Annotated in this window: 24 protein-coding genes, 1 other RNA gene, 1 pseudogene and 1 other annotated feature; of the genes and pseudogenes, 23 read left to right on the forward strand and 3 right to left on the reverse strand. The window is 29.1% G+C overall.

Going from position 1 to position 21,628, the window contains the following annotated elements; genetic code table 11:
- Positions 1 to 12: 12 nt before the first annotated feature.
- Positions 13 to 138: a LysR family transcriptional regulator gene (locus EYR00_RS16005; RefSeq protein ID WP_366250535.1), complete on the reverse strand. Its 126-nt coding sequence runs from the start codon at positions 136 to 138 to the stop codon at positions 13 to 15.
- On the reverse strand, positions 83 to 205 hold the full coding sequence (locus EYR00_RS15680; protein WP_003535485.1) for a LysR family transcriptional regulator: 123 nt from the start codon (positions 203 to 205) through the stop codon (positions 83 to 85). The genes EYR00_RS16005 and EYR00_RS15680 overlap by 56 nt, the downstream gene beginning before the upstream one ends.
- 203 nt (positions 206 to 408) lie before the next feature.
- Here EYR00_RS15680 and EYR00_RS00105 point away from each other — a divergent pair.
- From EYR00_RS00105 to EYR00_RS00165, 13 genes and pseudogenes are all read left to right on the forward strand, one after another.
- Positions 409 to 945 (forward strand): annotated as a pseudogene (locus EYR00_RS00105) (DUF6198 family protein); the annotation flags it as partial.
- A gap of 113 nt (positions 946 to 1,058) precedes the next feature.
- Positions 1,059 to 1,490 (forward strand): LytTR family DNA-binding domain-containing protein, encoded by a 432-nt coding sequence (locus EYR00_RS00110; protein WP_003535483.1) that lies wholly within the window; start codon positions 1,059 to 1,061, stop codon positions 1,488 to 1,490.
- Positions 1,491 to 1,498: 8 nt separating this feature from the next.
- Complete coding sequence (locus tag EYR00_RS00115; protein ID WP_003535482.1) at positions 1,499 to 1,918, forward strand: DUF3021 family protein; 420 nt, start codon at positions 1,499 to 1,501, stop codon at positions 1,916 to 1,918.
- Positions 1,919 to 2,008: 90 nt separating this feature from the next.
- A complete protein-coding gene (locus tag EYR00_RS00120; RefSeq protein ID WP_003535481.1) occupies positions 2,009 to 2,947 on the forward strand; it encodes an ABC transporter ATP-binding protein in 939 nt (312 codons plus the stop codon).
- Positions 2,947 to 4,077, forward strand: a complete 1,131-nt coding sequence (locus EYR00_RS00125; protein WP_003535480.1) for an ABC transporter permease — start codon at positions 2,947 to 2,949, stop codon at positions 4,075 to 4,077. The genes EYR00_RS00120 and EYR00_RS00125 overlap by 1 nt, the downstream gene beginning before the upstream one ends.
- Complete coding sequence (locus tag EYR00_RS00130) at positions 4,064 to 5,212, forward strand: ABC transporter permease (RefSeq protein WP_003535477.1); 1,149 nt, start codon at positions 4,064 to 4,066, stop codon at positions 5,210 to 5,212. Before EYR00_RS00125 ends, EYR00_RS00130 begins: the two co-directional genes overlap by 14 nt.
- Positions 5,213 to 5,246: 34 nt before the next feature.
- Positions 5,247 to 5,750, forward strand: coding sequence for a GNAT family N-acetyltransferase (locus EYR00_RS00135; RefSeq protein ID WP_003535476.1), 504 nt, complete (start codon positions 5,247 to 5,249; stop codon positions 5,748 to 5,750).
- A gap of 217 nt (positions 5,751 to 5,967) precedes the next feature.
- Positions 5,968 to 6,462, forward strand: a complete 495-nt coding sequence (tnpA, locus tag EYR00_RS00140) for an IS200/IS605 family transposase (RefSeq protein WP_003535475.1) — start codon at positions 5,968 to 5,970, stop codon at positions 6,460 to 6,462.
- Between the two features lie 854 nt (positions 6,463 to 7,316).
- An RNA gene (ffs, locus tag EYR00_RS00145) (signal recognition particle sRNA small type) lies at positions 7,317 to 7,402 on the forward strand.
- 17 nt (positions 7,403 to 7,419) lie between these two features.
- On the forward strand, positions 7,420 to 7,878 hold the full coding sequence (locus tag EYR00_RS00150; RefSeq protein WP_009009600.1) for a nucleoside deaminase: 459 nt from the start codon (positions 7,420 to 7,422) through the stop codon (positions 7,876 to 7,878).
- A 61-nt stretch (positions 7,879 to 7,939) separates the two neighbouring features.
- Positions 7,940 to 9,862: a DNA polymerase III subunit gamma/tau gene (gene dnaX, locus EYR00_RS00155; RefSeq protein WP_003535471.1), complete on the forward strand. Its 1,923-nt coding sequence runs from the start codon at positions 7,940 to 7,942 to the stop codon at positions 9,860 to 9,862.
- 12 nt (positions 9,863 to 9,874) lie between these two features.
- Complete coding sequence (gene recR, locus EYR00_RS00160) at positions 9,875 to 10,468, forward strand: recombination mediator RecR (protein WP_003535470.1); 594 nt, start codon at positions 9,875 to 9,877, stop codon at positions 10,466 to 10,468.
- 32 nt (positions 10,469 to 10,500) lie between these two features.
- Positions 10,501 to 10,662, forward strand: a complete 162-nt coding sequence (locus EYR00_RS00165; RefSeq protein ID WP_003535469.1) for a hypothetical protein — start codon at positions 10,501 to 10,503, stop codon at positions 10,660 to 10,662.
- A gap of 21 nt (positions 10,663 to 10,683) precedes the next feature.
- Here the strand turns inward: EYR00_RS00165 and EYR00_RS00170 are convergent, their stop codons facing one another.
- Complete coding sequence (locus tag EYR00_RS00170; protein ID WP_003535468.1) at positions 10,684 to 11,100, reverse strand: Hsp20/alpha crystallin family protein; 417 nt, start codon at positions 11,098 to 11,100, stop codon at positions 10,684 to 10,686.
- Positions 11,101 to 11,304: 204 nt separating this feature from the next.
- Here EYR00_RS00170 and tmk point away from each other — a divergent pair, with 204 nt between their 5' ends.
- The 10 genes from tmk (at position 11,305) to EYR00_RS00215 (ending at position 21,431) form a co-directional block, all read left to right on the forward strand.
- Positions 11,305 to 11,925, forward strand: a complete 621-nt coding sequence (gene tmk, locus EYR00_RS00175; protein ID WP_003535467.1) for a dTMP kinase — start codon at positions 11,305 to 11,307, stop codon at positions 11,923 to 11,925.
- Positions 11,922 to 12,863: a hypothetical protein gene (locus EYR00_RS00180; RefSeq protein ID WP_003535466.1), complete on the forward strand. Its 942-nt coding sequence runs from the start codon at positions 11,922 to 11,924 to the stop codon at positions 12,861 to 12,863. The genes tmk and EYR00_RS00180 overlap by 4 nt, the downstream gene beginning before the upstream one ends.
- Positions 12,864 to 12,875: 12 nt before the next feature.
- Positions 12,876 to 13,688 carry a PSP1 domain-containing protein gene (ricT, locus tag EYR00_RS00185; protein ID WP_003535465.1) on the forward strand — a complete coding sequence of 271 codons (813 nt, stop codon included), beginning with the start codon at positions 12,876 to 12,878 and terminating at the stop codon, positions 13,686 to 13,688.
- Positions 13,688 to 14,425: a tRNA1(Val) (adenine(37)-N6)-methyltransferase gene (locus tag EYR00_RS00190; RefSeq protein WP_003535464.1), complete on the forward strand. Its 738-nt coding sequence runs from the start codon at positions 13,688 to 13,690 to the stop codon at positions 14,423 to 14,425. The genes ricT and EYR00_RS00190 overlap by 1 nt, the downstream gene beginning before the upstream one ends.
- Positions 14,418 to 15,272, forward strand: a complete 855-nt coding sequence (rsmI, locus tag EYR00_RS00195) for a 16S rRNA (cytidine(1402)-2'-O)-methyltransferase (protein WP_003535454.1) — start codon at positions 14,418 to 14,420, stop codon at positions 15,270 to 15,272. Before EYR00_RS00190 ends, rsmI begins: the two co-directional genes overlap by 8 nt.
- 137 nt (positions 15,273 to 15,409) lie before the next feature.
- Entirely contained in the window at positions 15,410 to 16,726 is a 1,317-nt protein-coding gene (locus EYR00_RS00200; RefSeq protein ID WP_003535453.1) for a polysaccharide deacetylase family protein, read from the forward strand.
- Positions 16,727 to 16,817: 91 nt separating this feature from the next.
- Positions 16,818 to 17,468, forward strand: a complete 651-nt coding sequence (locus tag EYR00_RS00205) for a GTP pyrophosphokinase (RefSeq protein WP_003535452.1) — start codon at positions 16,818 to 16,820, stop codon at positions 17,466 to 17,468.
- 867 nt (positions 17,469 to 18,335) lie between these two features.
- Positions 18,336 to 18,470 carry a hypothetical protein gene (locus EYR00_RS15685; RefSeq protein ID WP_003535451.1) on the forward strand — a complete coding sequence of 45 codons (135 nt, stop codon included), beginning with the start codon at positions 18,336 to 18,338 and terminating at the stop codon, positions 18,468 to 18,470.
- Between the two features lie 89 nt (positions 18,471 to 18,559).
- Positions 18,560 to 18,758: a binding site (T-box leader), on the forward strand.
- A gap of 40 nt (positions 18,759 to 18,798) precedes the next feature.
- A complete protein-coding gene (gene metG / locus EYR00_RS00210) occupies positions 18,799 to 20,730 on the forward strand; it encodes a methionine--tRNA ligase (RefSeq protein ID WP_003535449.1) in 1,932 nt (643 codons plus the stop codon).
- Positions 20,730 to 21,431, forward strand: coding sequence for a GntR family transcriptional regulator (locus tag EYR00_RS00215; protein ID WP_003535448.1), 702 nt, complete (start codon positions 20,730 to 20,732; stop codon positions 21,429 to 21,431). The genes metG and EYR00_RS00215 overlap by 1 nt, the downstream gene beginning before the upstream one ends.
- Positions 21,432 to 21,628 lie beyond the last annotated feature (197 nt).

Raw genomic sequence — 21,628 nt, forward strand, 5'->3', positions numbered from 1 at the left:
TTTTAGCTTCAATTAAAAAAATCTACCAGCTTCGGTCAGTTCTATTTGTTTATTATTGCGATTAAATAATTTAGTTCCTAATTCAGTTTCTAATAATTGTATCTGTTTTGTAACTGCAGTTTGCGATATATAGATTATGTGCTGCTTTAGTAAAATTCATTGTCTTACAAATTGCTAAAAAATAATTTATTTGATTAAGATTCATTTCATATTCCCCTTTAATAACTTTTAATTATTATATAATATCTTTTTAATATTAGAAAGTTATTGATTAATATATTACTATCTTGGTGATGGAGGAATATAAATGAATAAAAATGTTAATCGTTGGATCATCTACATACTATCAATCAATATTTTGGCTTTGGGAATAATTTTGAATACCCGCACTGATTTGGGGGTGCTGCGTTCACTAGTCTTTTTTATGCTTTTAGTAAGGTCAACAATATTTCATTAGGAACTGCTTCAATTATTTTATATTTGATTTTAATTATTGTTCAGATTTGTTTAGTTAGAAAATTAACTATTACAATTTTTTTAGAAATTCCATTTTCATTAATCTTTGGATATATTATCGATTTTTATGATTCTTTAATTAAAATTAGGTGTTCAAATTTATTATCTGCTTATCTATTATTACTGATTGCAATTATTTTTGTTTCACTTGGAGTATACTTTTCAGTTAGCTGTAATCTTATTGCAACACCAGTTGAATCAACGGTTAAGACTATCTCGCAAGTATATAATCTAAAATTTTCGTTAGTAAAAAATGTATTTGATATTACTATGATTATTATGATGCTCTTGCTTTGTTTAGTCTTACAGATACCAGTTTATGGAATTGGTATGGGAACAGTGTTATCTGCTCTGCTGGTTGGTAGATTTATTTCGGGCTATCAATATCTTTTTGATGAAAAAATTCAGATATATCAATTATCTAGATAAAAGAATGTTTTAGCATTCTTTTTTTGCATCTTAGCTAATCTATGTGCATCTTACCAAAATTAGATAGGTAAAAAAGATATTATATGATAAGGTGTTAATAAAGGAGGGATTCGATGAAGGTGCTCATTGAATGTGAGGAAGATAATGAATTAGAAGTAGTAATTCGTTGTAATAAAATTGATGATGAAGTAAGGCGAATTATTTCTTTATTTGAAGATAAACATTTTATTATTGGAAAATTAGACAATCGTAGTTATCAAATTAAAATAGATGATATTTATTATTTAGAAGCAAATGAAGATCGTGCTTTTATTTATTGTGAAGATAAAGTCTATGAAACAAGCCTAAGATTATATGAATTAGAAGATCAATTAGATCCCCGATTGTTTGTAAGAATCAGTAAATCAATATTGCTAAATTTAAACAAATTAGATAATGTAAGAGCTCTATTAAATGGGCGTTATGAAGCGCTATTAATTAATCGTGAAAGGTTAATTATTACACGTCATTATGTAAGCAGTTTTAAGGAAAAATTTGGAATGTAGGTGATAAGATGAATAAATTAAAAATGTTTAAATTTTATATGTTGACGACTTGTGTATCATATACGTTTGTAATTTTATTGCAAACATTATTATTTCATTTCAATCATCAAAATATGTCTAATGAATTAGTTGTGATGATTTTTATCGTTTGTGTAATCGTAAACTTATTGATAAATGTAACTCATTATTTAGAATTACAGGAGTGGTTAACCAATTTACTTTCAATTATCGAAATAGCTTTTGTAGTCTGTACTGCTAATTATTTATGTGGATATACAAACAGTATTATTGAATTAGATAATTTTATAGGTGTTACATTTATGTCAGTAACTGTTTATTTTTTTGTAAAAGCAGTCGTTTTTATGAAAAATAATGAAGATGCTAAAAAAATAAATGAAAAATTAAAAAGAAACCGCCATCGCAACTAATAGTTGCTTAAAAGAAACCATGCTGCAATCTAAAATTGGTGGTTTGAAATAAAAGTTTTACGTATAGTGATGATGTAAGGAGGAGTAAAGATGAATAAAGTTATTGAGATAAAGAATTTGACTAAATGTTATGGTGATTTAATTGCTTTAGATGACTTTAGTTTAGATGTTTATGAAGGGGAAATATTAGGGTTATTAGGACCTAATGGCAGTGGTAAATCGACAACTATCAATACGATCTTATCATTATTAAAGTATGATTCTGGTTCAATCAAGATTTTTAATAAAGAGATGAGTCCTACTGCTTATGATATAAAAAGTAAAATTGGTGTTGTTTTTCAAGATGTAGCTGTATTTGATGAATTAAGCGTTATTGAAAATATTGATTATTTTTGTGGTTTATATATTAAAGATAAAAAAATTCGTGCCAACTATGTTCAAGATGCAATTAATCTTGTTAGTCTAAACGAATTTACTAAATTTAAACCAAAGCAATTAAGTGGGGGATTATTACGAAGATTAAATATTGCATGTGGAATAGCGCATAAGCCAAAATTAATTTTTTTAGATGAGCCAACAGTTGCAGTTGATCCACAAAGTAGAAATAATATTTTAGAGGGAATTAAACGATTAAATGAATTAGGAGCAACAATAGTTTATACAACCCATTACATGGAAGAAGTTGAGCAGCTATGTAATCAAATTATTATTATTGATAAGGGGAGAGTAATTGCATCTGGAACTAAAGATGAATTAAAAAATATGATTACTCTTGGGGAGAGAATTACGATTGAATTAAAATCAATGAATCAAACATTTATTGAGCAGCTTAAAAATAGTGATCGTGTAATGAATATTGAGATTGAAAATAATACTATTCATATATCTTATAATACGAAAGAAGATAATTTAAGTAAGTTAATTGATTATGTTCGAGAAAACAATGTTAATTATACTAGTTTATTTAGTGAACGTCCGACATTAAATGATGTATTCTTAGAATTAACAGGAAAAGAGTTGAGAGATTAATGTTCTATCATTTCTTTAAATATCAATTTAAAACATTGCTTAGGAACAAGATGGTAATATTTTGGACGTTAGTATTTCCACTTGCTCTAGCGACTTTCTTTAACCTAGCATTTGCTAATTTAACAGCAAGTGAAGAATTTGAAACAGTTAAAGTTGCACTTGTTGAAGAGCAGGCTAATTCACAATTTAAAGAAACATTGCAGGAATTGGAAAAAGGTGATGATAAGTTAATTGATTTACAAATCACAAGTTTAGATAAAGCCCAGCAGTTATTAAAAGATGAAAAAATTACGGGTTATTATGTTGTTAGTAATGAAATAAAGTTAGTGGTAAATAATACAGGAATTGATGAAACAATTTTGGAAAGTATTGTTAATGAGTATAACAGTACAATGAGCACTGTTGAAAATATAGCAACATTAAATCCAAGTGCATTACAATCTAATATTTTAAATACAGTCAATTTATCTAAAAATAATTTTGAAAATCAGAATATTGGTGGAAACACGGATTTAACAGTAGTATATTTTTATACTTTAATTGGGATGAACTGTTTAAATGCTAGTTTCTGTGGACTTAGAACAACTAGTCAAATTGAAGCAAATCTATCTAGACAAGGAACTCGAATTACTATATCACCGATTTCAAAACTCGTTACGGTTTTATCGGGAATCTTATCTGCCTTTATTATTCAATTTTCAATAATGATGGTATTAATGGCTTACCTGATCTTTGGATTAGGTGTTGGTTTTGGTGAACAGACGGGTTATATTATTCTTTTGATTGCAATCGGATGTTTTACTGGAGTAGGATTAGGAAATTTTGCTGGAAATGTTCTTAAGTTTAAAAAAGAAGATACTAAAATATCATTTTTATCAAGCTTTTCACTAGTTTTATCATTCTTTTCAGGAATGATGATCATTGATATTAAATACTGGATGCAAACAAATCTTCCTATTTTAACTTATATTAATCCAGTAAGTTTAATTACTGATGGGTTATATGCTTTATACTATTATGATAATTTAAGTCGTTATACTACTAATATGATCTGCTTATTTGTAATCGGAGTTCTTCTAATCTTAGGATCACTATTCTTTACAAGGAGGAAGCAATATGACAGTATTTAAAAAATATCTAAAAATTGCTAATACTTATACACTTATGATTTTGGCATATACTGCTATCTTCCTTGGGTTAGCAATTTTTACGGGAACTTATAATTCTACTTCTACTGACTATAAAAGTATGGATGTTAAAGTCGCTATTATAAATCGGGATAAAAATACGGAATTAATTAATGGTTTTAAAGATTATATTAAAGATCATGGCGAATTAATTAGTTTAGAAGATGATAATGAATCTTTACGTGATGCGTTATTTTATCGTACAGTTGATTATATTATGATCATTCCAGATAATTACACTACTGATTTTATTAATGGTAAAGATGTAACTATTGAAACAATGGAATTGCCAGATGCATATAGTAGTATTTATAGTAAGAATCTTTTGAATAAATATTTAAATACAGCTAATTTATATTTAAAAGCAGGAATTAGTGATACTGAGTTAAGTAAGTTAATTAAAGAAGATTTAAATAAAAAAGTTGAAGTGGGGATGTTAGATAAACAAAATGAGGTTGATTTTACAATGCCGGCAACTTATTATAATTTCTCTAATTATATGTTAATAACAATAACAATGGTAATTGTGACAATGATCATGGTTTCTTTCAATGAAGAAAAGATCAAACGGCGTAATTTAGTTTCACCAGTTAGTTATAAAAGTATGAATCGTCAGCTAATGTTAGGTAATTATACAGTTGGATTAGCTATCTGGCTATTATATGTGGGATTCAGTTTTATTCTTTATAAAGATGCGATGTTGACAATGAATGGATTATTTTTAGTACTTAATTCACTAGTTCTAATGATATTTATTCAAGCGTTTAGTTTTATGATTGCTAAATTTACAAGTAATCGAGAAATTTTAAGTGGTGTAGGAAATCTCTTTGGTATGGGTTCGAGTTTTATTTGTGGAGCATTTGTACCACAAAGTATGTTAAGTCCTTTTGTTTTAAGTTTAGCAAAATTTTTACCATCATATTGGTTTATTAAAGCAAATAATGAAATTATTAAATTAACTGATTTTAGTTTTGGATCAATTAAACCTATTTTAATTGATATGCTAATTATCTTCGGCTTTACTTTATTGGTATATCTTGCTACACAAATTGTCACAAAGATACGTTTAAAGAAGTAAATATGCTATAATCATCTTACAAGAAGGTGATTGAATGGAAATTGAATATTTAGAAGCAGTACCTAGTGATGCATTGAAAATAATTAATTATTTGAATGTGGTAGCTGGCCAAAGTGATAACTTAACTTTTGGTTTGAATGAATGTATTTTGAATGAAGTACAGGAGATGCAGTTAATCAAGGAAATTCACGAAGATCCTAATTCCGTAATGATAGTTGCCAAAGATGGCGATGAAATTGTTGGAATTGCCACACTAAGTGGTAATCAAAAGACACGATTAAGCCATCGAGCGCAAATGGGTGTAAGTGTTTTAAAAAGTTATTGGCATCAAGGAATAGGTAGTAAGTTAGTCGCTATTATAATTGGATATGCTGCTGAAGCAAGTATTGAAATTATCGAATTAGAAGTTGTTACGAGTAATGAAAATGCTATTGCTTTATATCAAAAGTATGGTTTTGAGGTAATCGGAACATATGAAAATTTTATGAAAATCGATGATCATTATGTGGATGCTTATCTTATGAATTTATATTTATAAGAAACAAATAGGGCAATAACTCTATTTGTTTTTTATTACCTGTTCAAATTGAAAATTTGAACATATAGACTTAAGTCAGTTGAGCATACGAAGTATGCGAAATAAAAAACCACCTGCTATGCGGGTGGAGCAATAAAGAAGTTATACAAAGATATCACCTTTCCGATATAATGGAGTTGTTCAAGCTGTCATTATAAGAAAGGAAAGGTGATTAAGTATGGCACAAAAAACAAATTCATTGGCACATACGAAGTGGATGTGTAAATATCACATCGTCTTCACACCAAAGTATAGACGAAAAGTGATATATAATCAACTTAGAAATGATATAAGAGAAATAATAATAAGATTATGTCAATATAAAGGGGTGGAAATTATAGAGGGGCATTTGATGTCAGATCATGTACACATGTTGGTAATGATACCACCAAAGTTAAGTGTATCATCATTTATGGGGTATTTGAAAGGTAAGTCAGCATTAATGATATTTGATCGACATGCAAATTTGAAATATAAATATGGAAATAGACATTTTTGGTCAGAAGGATATTATGTGAGTACAGTAGGACTAAATGATCAAACAGTCGCAAAATATATAAGGGAACAAGAGGGACATGATATAGCAATGGATAAATTGAGTGTAAAAGAATATCAAAATCCATTTGAAGATAAAGAAATGAAGAAAGAAAACAAAAAAGAGAGAAGAAGATAACAAAAGGAGAAAGGAGGAAATAAATCCCTTTGAGGGATGGCGAGAGTCAAAAGCGATAGCTTGAACGAAGAGAAAGCAGCGCCTTGAGACGCGAGCAAGCAATATAGGCTTATAGCCTCAGAGAAAACCACGTCTTTTAGGCGTGGTTTTTATTTACTCTAATTGTCATAGCGAGAGTAAACATGTAAATTTTGTAATTGTTGAGTTTGATTTTAATGAAACAGATAAAATTGAAAAAATTATTTGAATTCATTAATATTACTTGTTGAAGACGATAGTAAAATAATTGGTGATCATTCACTTGAAGGAATGAAAGTATTATCAGTGTTAAAGGATTATTGGTATTAAGTAATTAACAATGATAAAGCGGTACGATTATCTAATAAATTAGACTTTGAAATCATCAGAACATATGACAAATATATGTGTATTTAAAATATTATGATACTTATTTAATGAATTTATATTTAAAATAAAAACAAGTAGAGGGAAAGCTACTTGTTTCTATCATTCAGATAGAGGGAAAACTATCTGTTTTTATATTGATATCAGGGAAAGGATATCATGAAGAGTAGTCAATTAGAGAAAGGATTGAAAAAACTATTTAAAACTATCCTGACTACAGTTGTTAGTATAGAAAATAACTATCGTTAGAATTAGTTATAATTGTACCAAAATAAATTTTATTTATGGTTAATTATGGTTTAGAAAAAATAGTGATTAAAATGTAGTGAGAAATTTATAATTTATATTAGTGATCAATATTTTTAAGGTATGTTGTAAATTGAAAATAATTTTATAGATTCAATATTAAAAATGATTGAATTTATTATATAGATACGGTATAATCATACTTGCCATTACAATAGGCGGCTTCGAACCATGTCAGGACCGGAAGGTAGCAGCATTAAGAATCCCCGTCTATGTGTAGTGGTTTTTTGTATAAAGGAGAAAGTCATGGATCAAGATCTTGAATTTATGGAAATTGCATATCAAGAGGCTTTAAAATGTTTAGATATGGATGAAGTGCCAGTAGGAGCAGTGATAGTTAAAGATGGAAAGATTATTGCATGTGGACGCAATCTTCGTGAAACCAGTAAAAGAGCAACGGCACATGCTGAGATAATAGCAATTGAAGAAGCCTGTCGAACATTAAACTCATGGTATCTTGATGAGTGTACATTATATGTGACTCTTGAACCTTGTGTAATGTGCTCTGGTGCTATAATTAATAGTCGAATTCAGCGAGTTGTATTTGGTGCTTTTGAATCACGCTGGTTAGCCCTAACTACGATTTATCAATCGGATATTCCTGTTAATCATCAGCCCGTGATTGTCTCCGGGGTATTAGGAGATAAATGCTCAAAAGTGATAAAGGATTATTTTAAAAACAAACGTAAGCGGGATAAAAGTTAATTCTTTTATCCTTTTTATTAGATAATATAGTATAATAAATAAGAATGAGGAGTGATTAGTGATGTCATATAAAGCTTTATATCGGTCATATCGGCCCCAAACATTTGGAGAAGTTGCCGGTCAAGAACATATTGTAACAACTTTGAAAAATGCTATTAAAGAAAATAGAATTTCACATGCTTATTTATTTGCCGGACCACGTGGAACAGGGAAAACAACAGTAGCTAAACTTTTAGCCAAAGCATTAAATTGTACTGGTGAAAATCCTCCATGTGATCAATGTCCTAATTGTAAGGCTATTACTGTTGGGGAACATCCTGATGTTATTGAAATTGATGCTGCGAGCAATAATGGGGTTGATGAAGTTCGAGACTTGATTGATAAAGTAAAATATGCACCAATTAATGGTAAATACAAAGTATATATTATTGATGAGGTTCATATGATGTCAACTGGTGCTTTTAATGCGCTATTAAAAACTTTAGAAGAACCACCAGCTCATATTGTTTTTGTTTTAGCAACTACAGAACCGCATAAAATCTTGCCAACAATTATTTCTAGATGTCAACGATTTGATTTTAAGAAAGTAGAAAACCATGATATTATTTCAAGATTGGAATATGTCTTAAAATCTGAAAATAAAAAATATGAATTATCTGCACTTGAAAGTGTTGCTAAATTAGCTGAAGGTGGAATGCGGGATGCTTTAAGTATACTTGAACAATGTTTGGCGTATAATAATGAGTTGACGGTTGAAAGTGTTAATATGGTATATGGCTTGCTATCAATGGATAATAAAATTTCATTTATTAAACAATTATTATCTAAAGATATAAAAGGGGTTTTGACTTCCCTTGATAATATGTTAAGTGGCAGTATCGATATTAAGCGGCTTACTTTTGATTTAGTTGATGTATTAAAGGATATTATCATTTATAAAAATACTCAAGATGTTTCAATTTTATTCGTTTTAACACAGCAAGATGTTGATAATTTGGCACCGTATATTTTGGTAGAAGAAGCTTTTGAAATTATTGATATATTAATTGAAGCTAGCAGTCATTACAGTCAATCTTTAGATGCTAATACATATTTTGAATTGGCTATGCTTAAAATATGTAATCGTATTAAAGAAGAAAATAAATTAGCAATTGATAATTCTAAAGCAATTGAACAGGTAAATATTTTACCTGTAAAAGATACTGCTAAAGCGATACCTGTGGTTGAGGAAACAGATTCACTTCCAGAAGAAGTAATTGAAGATGAGATTATCGAGGAAGAGTTAAATAAAGGGGTTATTGAATATGATCCGGAAATTGAAGAAAGTATTCCTGAAGAATTAAAAGCTAAGGCTGATGATATTACAGAAACGGTGGTTCCTGAAGAAGTTGCTGAGGGAACTCTGGAAACAGTTATAAGTAATAGTGATGTTTCTTTGCCTGTTGGGGAAGATATTTCCCAGGAAATTGATGAGAATATTATTGTAAATAAATCACCAGAAAATATTGAGGTGTCTTTTAGTGATATTTTAAATATTTTAGTTCAAGCTGATCGCCGGGTTTTAAATGATATTAAAGAAAAATGGACAGTTATTGCTAGATATCGATTCAATTTAAATACTGCTAAATTTGCCTCAATGTTATGTGATGGTAAGCCAGTTGCTGCTGCCCCAGGAGGAATAATTGTAGCTTTTGAGCATCAACCAAATGTTAATGAGGTGAATGAAACTCAAAATTATTATCAGTTAAAGAATTTTTTAAAAGAGGTTCTTGGTGAAAATTATGATTTTATTGCAATTAAAAATTCACTTTGGCCAGATATGCGCTCAAAGTATATTGATATGAATCGGGCGGGAACATTACCCGCACCTGAGCCAATTGTTTTACATCATATTGGTGAATTTAAAGAAAAGAGAGCTGAACTAAATGATGCTCAAGCTATGGCGGTTGAGTTATTTGGTGATTTGGTTGAGTTTGAAGAATAAAAGGAGGTTACGATGAATTATCCCCAAGCATTCCAAGATTTAGTTGATTGTTTTAAGCGTTTGCCAGGTATTGGTGGAAAAAGTGCAGAACGATTAGCATATCATGTTTTATCAATGGATAAAAAATATGTAGATGAATTTTCTGCAGCAATTGGCAGTATTCAAACCAAAATTCATTATTGCAAAAAATGTGGTCATATATGTGAAGGTGAAATTTGTGATATTTGTCAAGATCCAGACCGTGATCAGACGACTATTTGTATTGTTGAGGATCCTAAGGATGTTTTTGCGATGGAAAAAGTAAAAGAATATCATGGCTTATATCATGTCTTACATGGCGCTATGTCAATAATGGATGGTAAAACAATGGATGATTTAAATATTGCAAGTTTATTTGAGCGTTTAGACGACTCGATTAAAGAAGTAATTATTGCGACCAATCCAACTCGTGATGGAGAAACTACAGCTTTATATTTAGCTAAATTATTATCAAAAAAGAATATTAATACTAGTAGAATCGCTAACGGATTACCAATAGGAAGTAATATTGACTATGCTGATGAATTAACATTGTTAAAATCGTTAGAAGGAAGAAAGAAAATATAAACGCCTCATATATTTATATGAGGTGTCTTTTTATGCGTAGAGTTTTATTTGTAATTACTCGAGCTTTTGTAATTTTATTGATTTTAAATATTTTAACAAATAATTATTTTAGCTATAACTTTATTAATATATTTGTACTCTCAATGTTATCCTTACCAGGAATTATTGTAATTTATATCATCTCATTATTATAAAAAATCCGGGAACCGGATTTTTTATTCAATAGGAATATATGTGTTTGTTGTAATTTCTTTTGGAGCTTTTTTAGGTAATGTAATCTTTAACTCACCATTATCATAACTAGCTCGGATATCTTCTTGTTTAACTTCATCCCCAATGTAGAAACTTCTTGAACAAGTACCAGTAAAACGTTCTTGACGAATGATATTTCCTTGATTATCAGTTTCCTTTCCATCAGTAGATTTATTAGCTGTAATATTTAAATAACCATCTTTTAGTTCGATGGAGATATCTTTTTTATCAAAACCAGGTAACTCCATATCAAGTACATAATTATCGTCTACTTCTTTTACATCTGTTCGCATATGAGTACTTGTTCCTTTGAAAAAAGGATCACTAAACATATTTTCAAAAACATCATCAAAAGTAGCAAAACCAGGTAGTAATTTCATATAAACCATCTCCTTTGTTAATAATACAAAATTGAAATTACTTCATGTAATCGATACTTCCTTTGGATTACACTTATATTATAATACATTTTTTAGCACTGTCAAGTATAGAGTGCTAAAAAACTATTAAATTGTAACAAAACCACACATATGGTATAATTTAGTGTGAATTGTTTTTGATTTAAAGATTGAAAGGAAGATAAAATGAAGGGTAAATTCATTACGTTAGAAGGACCAGATGGTAGTGGAAAAACAACTGTGTCAAAAATAGTTGTTGAACAGCTCCAAATGGAAGGATATAAAGTATTATTAACTAGAGAGCCTGGTGGAATTGATATAGCTGAACAAATAAGGAAGATTATTTTAGATACTAATAATATTACAATGGACGCACGAACAGAGGCATTATTATATGCAGCAGCTCGACGTCAACACTTAGTTGAAAAAGTAGCTCCGGCTTTGAACGATGGATATATTGTAATTTGTGATCGCTTTGTTGATAGTTCATTGGTCTATCAAGGTGTAGGGAGAAAAATAGGAATAGAGGAAGTTTATCAGATAAATCAGTTTGCAATTGGTAATATTAAACCTGATGCTACTATTTTCTTTGACTTGCCATATGAAGTAGGACTAGCTCGGATCAATAACGGTGAGCGAGTGGCAGATCGCTTAGATTTAGAATCTGATGATTTTCATAAAGATGTTTATAATGGTTATATGACGATTTGTGAAAAGTATGCTGAGCGAATTACTAAAATTGATGCAAGTAAGACAATCGATGAAGTTGTTGCGCAAGTGATAAATGTAATTAAGAGTAAATTATGAAAGAGTACATAGAAAAGAATCAACCGATTTTTTATAATTTAATAAAAAATGAATTTTCACAACAACGGATTCCGCATGCTTTTTTATTAATTGGAAATAATACTAACATTCCTTTGACTTATCTTGCAATGTCATTGATTTGTGATGAAACATTAGCTTGCGAAAATTGTAATGATTGTCGTAAAGTTAAAGAAAATAAATATAGTGATATTATTCGATTTAATGGTAAAGATAATTCTATAAAAAAGGGTAATATTGAACTGATTCAAGATACCTTTAAAAAGTCTTCTTTAGAAGGAAAAGCTAAGATATATATAATTGAGAATATTGAATATGCTACAAAAGAAGCGATGAATACGTTACTTAAGATGCTTGAAGAGCCAACCGAGGGGATTTATGCAATTTTTACTGCTAATAATGCTAGTCGGGTATTACCAACTATTTTATCTAGATGTCAGGTAATTGATATCAAGCCTGATAGCAAAGAGGTTATAATTGGTGCTTTGTGCCAAGATGGCATTACTAAGGAATCTGCTCATATTTTAGCTTATTTGGCCCCTAGTATAGAAGAAGCTAAGACTTTATACGATGAACGCTTTGAATATATGCAATTGCAAGTAATAAATTTTATTGAGGATTTATTTTTAAAGAGAGCTAATTTGATTATTAATACTCAGACTAATTTATTAAAAAAATATAAAGAGCGTGATGATATAAAATTGTTTTTAAATATGTTAGTATTAGCGATGAAAGATATGTTTCACGTGAAACATACTGATGATATTGTATATTGTGAACATCAAGAATTTTTGAGAAATATAAAAATTGATGAGAGTCAATTGATTAAACAAATAGAAATTATTTTAGAAACTATTTATACTATCGAAAGCAATGCTAATGTACCGATGCTGATGGATAGTATGATGTATAGACTATAGAAGGGAGATATTATGGAAAAAATTAAATTGGCAAGTGTTAAATTTAAAAGTGCTGGTAAAGTTTATTATTTTTCAACAGATATCGAATTAGATAAAGGTGATAAAGTAGTAGTTGAAACAGCACGTGGAGTAGAACTTGGTGAGATTTCACAGTCATTAAAATCAATAAGTGAATTTAATTTAGATACAGAATTAAAAAAAATCACAAGAAAAGCGACACAACGTGATATTGAAGCCTATAAGAAAAATATAATTGATGCCCAAGAAGCTCTAGTTACTTGCCGTGATATTATTTCACGTTATGATGTAGACATGCAATTAACTAATTGCGAATTTACACTAGATAAGGCAAAAGTGATTTTTATGTATACATCAGATGTACGGGTAGATTTTAGAGAATTATTAAAAGAATTAGCTACGGTATTTAGATGTCGTATTGAATTACGACAAATAGGACCAAGAGATAAAGCAAAAGTAATAGGTGGGATGGGAACTTGTGGATTACCACTTTGCTGCACATCATTACTTGGTGAATTTAATGGAGTATCAATTAATATGGCAAAAAATCAAATGCTAGCTATTAATATTGAGAAAATATCTGGAGCTTGTGGTCGTTTGATGTGCTGTCTTAAGTATGAAGATGAAGTTTATACAATTGAGAAACAACGTTTTCCTAAAATTGGCAGTCGAGTAAAATATGAAGGAAAAGATGTTAAAGTATTAGGACTTAATGTTATTAATGATCTTGTTAAGATCGATAATGGTGGTGCAATTATCTTTGTTAATCTTGATGAAATTAAGTTTAAACAAAAAGATAATAAATAATGTCTGATCAAGAAGTATTAAATTATTTATTAGCTTATAATAATATGAAAATTATCCAAAGAAAAGATATGTTTAATTTTTCTTTGGATACTGTTTTATTAGCTAATTTTTGCACCATAACTAAAGATGTTAAACAAATTATTGATTTTGGTACTAATAATGCGGCAATTCCGTTACTATTATCACAGCGAACCAATCGTCCGATTACTGGGATAGAAATCCAAAAAGAAGCAGTTGATTTAGCAATTAAGAATATTGAATTAAATAATTTAGAAACACAGATTAATATTGTTCACGCTGATATTGCAGAATATGTTAAAGATGCTAAAAAAGTTGGCCTAGTTATTTGTAATCCACCTTTTTTCAAAGTAGATGAGGATAGTAATTTAAATGAAAATGAATATTTAACAATTGCGCGCCATGAAATTAAGATTAATCTAGAAGGAATTATAAAGAGTGCTGCTCGAATACTTGATAATAAGGGAAAGTTTGCCATGGTTCATCGTCCCGATCGGATGATTGATATTTTGAATTTAATGCAAAAGTATGATATTGAACCAAAAAGAATTCGTTTTGTTTATCCTAAGATTGATCGCGACAGTCATGTTTTATTAGTTGAAGGAATGTATAAAGGAAAAAAAGGATTAAAAATTGAACCACCTTTATATGCACATAATGCAGATGGTAGTTATAGTAATGAGGTAAGAAAAATGTTTGGAGAAAATATTGATGAATAGACAAAAAAGTTTTCAAAATGACCAGCCATGTTTATATTTAGTTGCCACACCAATTGGTAATTTAGAAGAAATGACTTATCGGGCAATTAGAACTTTACAGGAAGTTGATTATATTGGTGCTGAGGATACCAGAAATACTGTTAAAATATTAAATCATTATAATATTAGAACTAAATTAATTTCCCATCATGAGCATAATTTAGGGCAATCGATTCCTAAATTGATTAATTTGTTGCTTGATGGTAATAATATTGCATTAGTTAGTGATGCTGGTTATCCAGCTATTTCTGATCCAGGTTATGAATTAGTAAAAGCTGCAATCGATAATGAGATAAATGTAATTCCAATTAGTGGGGCTAATGCTTGTTTAGATGCATTAGTAGTTTCTGGAATTGCTCCGCAACCATTTTTATTTTATGGCTTCTTAGATCATCAAGATAAGAAGAAGAAAAAAGAGTTGCAGGTATTAAAGAATTATCAAGAAACGATTGTTTTTTACGAATCTCCGCATCGTATTACTAAGACACTTAAATTAATGGAAGATATTCTTGGAGATCGACCAATTGCACTTTGTCGGGAAATAACTAAAAAACATGAGGAAATTTTACGTGGATCTATAAGTGAAATTACTAAAGTTGCTGGTGATTTAAAGGGAGAAATGGTTATTGTTGTTTCTGGCAATAATAATGTTATAGAAGAGACAGTTTTTGAGCAAACTATTGTTGAACATGTTGATGAATATGTTAGCAAAGGAATGACTGTTAAGGATGCAATTAAAGAGGTTGCTAAATTAAGAAATATTAAGAAAAATGAAGTATATGCTACATATCATCAAAAGGACGAGTAATTCGTCTTTTTCAATTAAATAAAATTCTTAAAAGTTTCACGTGAAACATTAAAAAAGATGTTTTATTAGCAATACAATAAATTTGATTTAATTCGACAAATATCGTATTATATGTATGGCGAAAGGATGGGAAAGTTATGGAGTATAGGCACGCAATAAATAATAGAAGAAAATTAAAGAAAAAACCAACAATTGCCCTAGTAGTAATTGTTGTTATAGCAATTTTATTAGGAGGAATATTTTGGTTTATTAACCGCGAGGGACCGTATGATAAGTATAAAGTATATAATAAAGATAACAAGAAATTTGGAACAGTAGAACACTATGAAAAAGACGATGATAGTTTCTTTATTTCATTATATTATCCAAAGACAAAAAACAGTAATTTAGATAAAATTGTTAAAGATTATCAAGAAAATTATGTAAAAGAACAAAAGATTAATAAAAATAGTAAAGATATATTATACATGGACTACTCAATCAATGAAGTATATAATCAGTTTATTAACTTAAAATTTAAAACTACTCGTTATGATGAAGATGACAAAGTAGTAGAAACAAAAGAAAAATTATTTACTTATGATACAAAAAAAGAAAAGATTCTAACTGTTGGAGACAGTTTAAGAAATACTTTTAAAACAGTGTTAGCTAGTAGTCAAGGAATTGATAAAGTAGATGCTAAAAGTAACAATTTAACAGTAGAAAAAGATAAATTAATTATTTACACTACTGAAGATTTGAAAAACAAGATTGAAGTTAATTATAAAGATAATAAAGAATTAATCAAATTAGCGAATAAGAATATACCTTCAGATGCACCTTTAGATGTTGCAGGACCTGCTGCTCAGCCTGAAGTTGATCCAAACAAGAAAATGATTGCTTTCACTCTTGATGATGGACCACACAAAACAAATACTTTAAAAGTAGTTGAAATGTTTGAAAAATATAATGGTCGTGCAACTTTCTTTGAATTAGGGAAAAATATTACTTTATATCCTGATGTGGTAAAAACAGTCTATGAACATGGTTTTGAGATTGCTAGTCACTCTTGGGATCATCCAGATTTAAGAAAGTTGGATGCTGAAGGACTTAATAAACAAATTGTTGATACACAAAATGCAATTTATAAGATTACTGGTGCTGAACCTACATTAATTAGACCACCATATGGTGCTTTCAATGATAATGTAAAATCAGTAGTCAAAAATAATGGAATGGAAATTGCTCTATGGAGTGTTGATACATTGGATTGGAAGTTAAAAGATGCTAATAAAATAAAAGAGACTATTATTAATAATTCATATGATGGTGCAGTAGTTTTATTACATGATATTCATAATTTCTCTGTTGAGGGATTAGAAATGGCTTTGGGAGAACTTTATAACCGTGGTTATCAATTTGTTACTCTTGATACGCTTAAACAATATAAAGATTTGAAAACAGTTTTTCGCTAGTATATGCTAGCGAATTTTTTTACACAAAAAACCATATTTTTAATGTATCTATTATGCAATTGTTTAATATAATCATGATTGGGGTGATTAAATGAATCAAGAAATGATTAATGCTTTTCAAGAACAGAGGCATTTTGAAAAATTGATGCAACCTTATCGGGCAGCTATTATGATTGTAAAGACTAAACTAGAAATCATAGATCAAGAATTGAAATTTAAATGTGAACATAGTCCAATTCATAATATTCAGAGTCGAATTAAATCTCCACAAAGTATTTTAGATAAATTAGAAAGAAAGGGGATTAGTAAGAACTTTAATAATATTAAAGAGTTAAATGATATAGCTGGCCTGCGAGTGATTTGCCAGTATATCAATGATATTCAATACATTGCACAATTACTAGTTTTACAAGATGATGTAATACAAATAAAACACAATAATTATATTCAATATCCTAAAGAGAATGGTTATCGTAGTTTGCATTTGATTGTGAGTGTACCTGTTTATCAAAGAGAAGGGATGATGCAAGTACCGGTAGAAATCCAAATTAGAACTATTGCAATGGACTGTTGGGCATCGTTGGAGCATGAATTAGCTTATAAAACTAATTTTGTTGCTAATAATGATATTAAACAGCGTTTAAAATGGTGCGCCGATATGATGGCTAAGACTGATGAAGAAATGCAAAAAGTTTATTTAGAGTTTAACCAGCCTTGGAGTAACAAAAAATGTTTCACGTGAAACATTTTTTGTTTAATATACTTTTCTAAGTAGAGTTGTTAGTATAAAAATATAAATACATAGTATAATATATACTTTTTAAGAGGTGATTACTATGATATATATAGGTACTATATAGTAGTAAGTAAAAAAATAACCTGTAAGCATATATAAAATGATAAGTAGTTATTTGAATTATAATATTGAGCATATTGTAAAGGTAAACAAAGTATATATGCTTATTTTGTCTATAAAACAGAGTAGCAAAAATATTGTAAGATATTTTTTGTGAAGATAGGTTAAGTAATTATTATTGAGAAATCACATTAGTTTATTTGAAACATAGCTAATATGAAGAAAAAGTAATGTATTTTGTGTAGTGGAAGAAAGTAAACTATTTTTAAATCCATATGATAATGTTGTAAGAGTAGTTATTTTAATAATTGGTATTAATAAAATAATAATGAATAATTTATTTCTAATAGATTTTTAACTTAGATATTAAATCATTGTATATTCATAAAGAAAATAATAACTGTGGTTAAGCTAAAATAAAAATTATATTTATACATTAATTAGTTTTGATTCTTTTAAAGAAGTCAATGATAGTATGGCACAACTTGCTATCTATAAATATTACTGGGCAAAGTAGTATATGTTAGCAATAAGATATTTGTGAGTGCTTAGATAGTAATGGATATATTATTTTCTATAAGATATACGCTATTAATAAAAAAATATTAAAGAGAGTTAATGCTTGATTCAAAATGTTTCACGTGAAACGTTTTGAATCAAAGAAAGGATTAAGTATGTGAGCAAAGAAATAATTAAAAATTAAAGAAGTACTTATTAAAATTGCTACATACTATTGTTCCCACCCAAGAGAAGATGGGATTTTTAAAAGCTGATGATACAATACTAGTTTTATTACAAAATTTTTTAACAGCTAATAATGTTAAAGCTAGTGAATATAGTATGGAACAACGGGCAACATATGTTTATCATTTAATAAATGAAAAATAGATATTTATAATAGATAATTCATATGGAAGAACATTATTAGTCTAAATTTAATTTGACTTTAGGCTTAGAGTTTGCTAAAGTTAAGAGTGGAAAAAGCGAAGATGGGAAGATGTTAAAGTGGCGCATATAGAGACTTAGTGGCAGGTGGAAACTAAGAGTTAAACTTTAAGTGATGGCCCCGGAGCTGTTATCTTGAATAGTTAAAGATAATCGTTTGACTTGCGTTAAAAGTATTGAGTGACACAGCAATGTGTAAAAAAGGTGGTACCGCGATTATTCGTCCTTTTATTAGGGCGTTTTTTTATTTAAAAATAAAGGAGAAATATATATGAAGAATGAAAAAGATTATTATTTAACAACTGCAATTACATATACTTCAGGAAAACCTCATATTGGAAATACTTATGAAATTATTTTAGCAGATGCAATTGCTCGATTTAAAAGACAAGAAGGATATAATGTTTATTTCCAAACTGGGACAGATGAACATGGTCAAAAAATTGAGTTAAAAGCTAAAGAAGCAGGAATCCCGCCAAAGCAGTTTGTTGATGAAAAAGCTGGTGAAGTAAAAAGAATTTGGGATTTAATGGATACTACATATGATCGATTTATGAGAACGACTGATGATTATCATAAGTCACAAGTACAAAAAATCTTCAAAAAATTATATGATCAAGGGGATATTTACTTAGGTCATTATGAAGGTAAATATTGTACGGCTTGTGAATCATTTTTTACAGAATCACAACTAGTAGATGGAAAATGTCCAGACTGTGGAGGTGAAGTCCATGATGCTAAGGAAGAAGCATATTTCTTTAAATTATCAAAATATGCTGATCGTTTAATTGAACATATTGAAACACACCCTGAATTTATTCAACCAGTATCACGAAAGAATGAAATGATGAATAATTTTTTAAAACCAGGATTACAAGATTTATGCGTATCAAGAACCTCATTTACTTGGTCGATTCCCGTAGATTTTGATCCTAAACATGTTGTTTATGTATGGATTGATGCATTAAGTAACTATATTACAGGATTAGGGTATGATGTCGATGGTAATCATGGCGAATTATATCAAAAGTATTGGCCTGCAGATCTACATTTAATTGGTAAAGATATTGTGCGTTTCCATACTATTTATTGGCCAATTATGCTAATGGCTTTAGATATTCCTTTACCTAAACAAGTATTTGGACATCCATGGTTATTACAAGGTGAAAGTAAAATGTCAAAATCAAAAGGAAATGTAATCTATGCAGATGATTTAGTAGACATTTTTGGTGTAGATGCAGTTAGATATTATGTTTTACATGAAATTCCATATGATAATGATGGAAGCATCACCTGGGATCTTTTAGTAGAAAGAATTAATTCTGATTTAGCTAATGTCTTAGGAAATTTAGTAAATCGTACTATTGCTATGTCAAATAAATACTTTGGCGGAATTGTTAATAACCCAAAAGTTACAGAAGCAGTTGATGATGAGTTAATTGAAATAGCATTAGCAATGCCTAAAAAAGTAATTGGTAAGATGGATGAATTTAAGTCATCTGATGCCCTTGATGCCATCTTTACATTATTAAGAAGAACTAATAAATATATTGATGAAACAATGCCATGGGCGCTTGCTAAAGATGAAACAAAAAGGGATCGTTTAGCGACAGTTCTTTATAACTTAATTGAAAGTATTCGTTTTGCAGCGATTGCGTTAATTCCATATATGCCATCTACTGCTAATAAGATTTTAGATCAAATTAATACTGATCAAAGAGATTTATTAGCTTTAGATACTTTTGGAACATATAAAGAAGGTACCAAAGTAGCTGAAAAACCAGAAATGTTATTTGCTCGTTTGGATCCAAAAGAAATTCAAAAGAAAGTAGAAGCATTGCAACCGGCAAAACCAGAAGTAAAAGAAGAACCAAAAGAAGATAATACAATTACTATTGATGACTTTAAGAAAATTGAATTAATTGTTGGAACAGTAGAAGAATGCAAAAAACATCCGGATGCTGATAAATTATTAGTATCACAAATTAATTTAGGAAAAGAAACAAGACAAATTGTTAGTGGTATCGCTGATCATTATACTCCGGAAGAATTCGTTGGTAAAAAAGTAATTGTTGTAGCAAACTTAAAACCAGCTAAACTACGAGGGATTGAGTCACAAGGAATGATTTTAGCTGGAGATAAAAAGGGATTATTAGAAGTAATTAGCGTTGAAAATTTACCAAACGGGACAAAAATACATTAATGGCTTCTTTATATCCATTTATTAAAGAGGATATTCTTAAAGATATCCAAAGTGGAGTTTATCAAGAAGATAAAATGCTTCCACCTGAACGAGAATTCACTGAAAAATATCGAGTATCAAGAATGACAATTCGTCGAGCTTTAGATGAATTGATTCAAGATGGAGTTTTAATTAGAAAGTCTGGCAGTGGTGTTTTTATTGCTAAAAATAAAAAGTCACGTAGTATTTCTAAAGTATCAATCCAAACTGATGAAGAAATTGTTAAAACTTATGGTAAAGTTATAATTAAGGTAGTCTCTATAAAAACAGTTGTAAATCATCCTTTAGCACTTAGATATCTTGATGTTAAAACTGATGAGGAAGTATATCAGTTAAAGAGAGTTCAATATGGTGGTAAAACTCCAATTGTCTATGAAAATATTTTCTTACCCAAACGCTATTTTAATTCACTAGATAAGATTGATTGCACAAGATCAATGAGCCAAATTGTTCATGAAACAATAAAAGTTAAAGAGGCAACCAATCGTTCAATTGAGGTTGAGGCACGGTTAGCATCTAAAAAACTTGCAACATATTTAGAAGTTGCTAAGAATGCTCCAATCTTGCAAACAACAATTATTGAAAAGAATGCTGAAAATAATCCTTTATATTGTGGTGTCAATAGTTTTGATGCTACCGAATTTAAATATACATCTGAGTAGTTAAAATGAAGTAAGCCCAGAATCGATTGGATTTGATTCTGGGCCTTGTTTATCTATTAAAACTTTATTGATAATTTCTAGTTTTAGTTTTTGAAGAATAATGATTATTCTTATCTTTTTGCAAAATATCATATATGTGTTTATTAATGATTTTTATCAAATACAGGATACCGTTCTTATTTATTTTATATTTTTGA

This window comes from Thomasclavelia ramosa DSM 1402, from assembly GCF_014131695.1.
GTDB lineage: Bacteria > Bacillota_I > Bacilli_A > Erysipelotrichales > Coprobacillaceae > Thomasclavelia > Thomasclavelia ramosa.

Excerpts from the sequence above, each read along its gene's own strand:
- EYR00_RS00205 (WP_003535452.1), top strand. The coding sequence starts at position 16,818 with ATGAATCAAGAAATGATTAATGCTTTTCAAGAACAGAGGCATTTTGAA.
- EYR00_RS00125 (WP_003535480.1), top strand. The coding sequence starts at position 2,947 with ATGTTCTATCATTTCTTTAAATATCAATTTAAAACATTGCTTAGGAAC.
- EYR00_RS00180 (WP_003535466.1), top strand. The coding sequence starts at position 11,922 with ATGAAAGAGTACATAGAAAAGAATCAACCGATTTTTTATAATTTAATA.
- EYR00_RS00170 (WP_003535468.1), bottom strand. The coding sequence starts at position 11,100 with ATGAAATTACTACCTGGTTTTGCTACTTTTGATGATGTTTTTGAAAAT.
- EYR00_RS00215 (WP_003535448.1), top strand. The coding sequence starts at position 20,730 with ATGGCTTCTTTATATCCATTTATTAAAGAGGATATTCTTAAAGATATC.
- ricT (WP_003535465.1), top strand. The coding sequence starts at position 12,876 with ATGGAAAAAATTAAATTGGCAAGTGTTAAATTTAAAAGTGCTGGTAAA.
- EYR00_RS00165 (WP_003535469.1), top strand. The coding sequence starts at position 10,501 with ATGCGTAGAGTTTTATTTGTAATTACTCGAGCTTTTGTAATTTTATTG.
- dnaX (WP_003535471.1), top strand. The coding sequence starts at position 7,940 with ATGTCATATAAAGCTTTATATCGGTCATATCGGCCCCAAACATTTGGA.
- EYR00_RS00190 (WP_003535464.1), top strand. The coding sequence starts at position 13,688 with ATGTCTGATCAAGAAGTATTAAATTATTTATTAGCTTATAATAATATG.
- EYR00_RS00110 (WP_003535483.1), top strand. The coding sequence starts at position 1,059 with ATGAAGGTGCTCATTGAATGTGAGGAAGATAATGAATTAGAAGTAGTA.
- EYR00_RS15680 (WP_003535485.1), bottom strand. The coding sequence starts at position 205 with ATGAATCTTAATCAAATAAATTATTTTTTAGCAATTTGTAAGACAATG.
- metG (WP_003535449.1), top strand. The coding sequence starts at position 18,799 with ATGAAGAATGAAAAAGATTATTATTTAACAACTGCAATTACATATACT.
- EYR00_RS00115 (WP_003535482.1), top strand. The coding sequence starts at position 1,499 with ATGAATAAATTAAAAATGTTTAAATTTTATATGTTGACGACTTGTGTA.
- rsmI (WP_003535454.1), top strand. The coding sequence starts at position 14,418 with ATGAATAGACAAAAAAGTTTTCAAAATGACCAGCCATGTTTATATTTA.
- EYR00_RS00130 (WP_003535477.1), top strand. The coding sequence starts at position 4,064 with ATGACAGTATTTAAAAAATATCTAAAAATTGCTAATACTTATACACTT.
- EYR00_RS00120 (WP_003535481.1), top strand. The coding sequence starts at position 2,009 with ATGAATAAAGTTATTGAGATAAAGAATTTGACTAAATGTTATGGTGAT.
- EYR00_RS15685 (WP_003535451.1), top strand. The coding sequence starts at position 18,336 with ATGGGATTTTTAAAAGCTGATGATACAATACTAGTTTTATTACAAAAT.
- tnpA (WP_003535475.1), top strand. The coding sequence starts at position 5,968 with ATGGCACAAAAAACAAATTCATTGGCACATACGAAGTGGATGTGTAAA.
- recR (WP_003535470.1), top strand. The coding sequence starts at position 9,875 with ATGAATTATCCCCAAGCATTCCAAGATTTAGTTGATTGTTTTAAGCGT.
- EYR00_RS00150 (WP_009009600.1), top strand. The coding sequence starts at position 7,420 with ATGGATCAAGATCTTGAATTTATGGAAATTGCATATCAAGAGGCTTTA.
- tmk (WP_003535467.1), top strand. The coding sequence starts at position 11,305 with ATGAAGGGTAAATTCATTACGTTAGAAGGACCAGATGGTAGTGGAAAA.
- EYR00_RS00135 (WP_003535476.1), top strand. The coding sequence starts at position 5,247 with ATGGAAATTGAATATTTAGAAGCAGTACCTAGTGATGCATTGAAAATA.
- EYR00_RS00200 (WP_003535453.1), top strand. The coding sequence starts at position 15,410 with ATGGAGTATAGGCACGCAATAAATAATAGAAGAAAATTAAAGAAAAAA.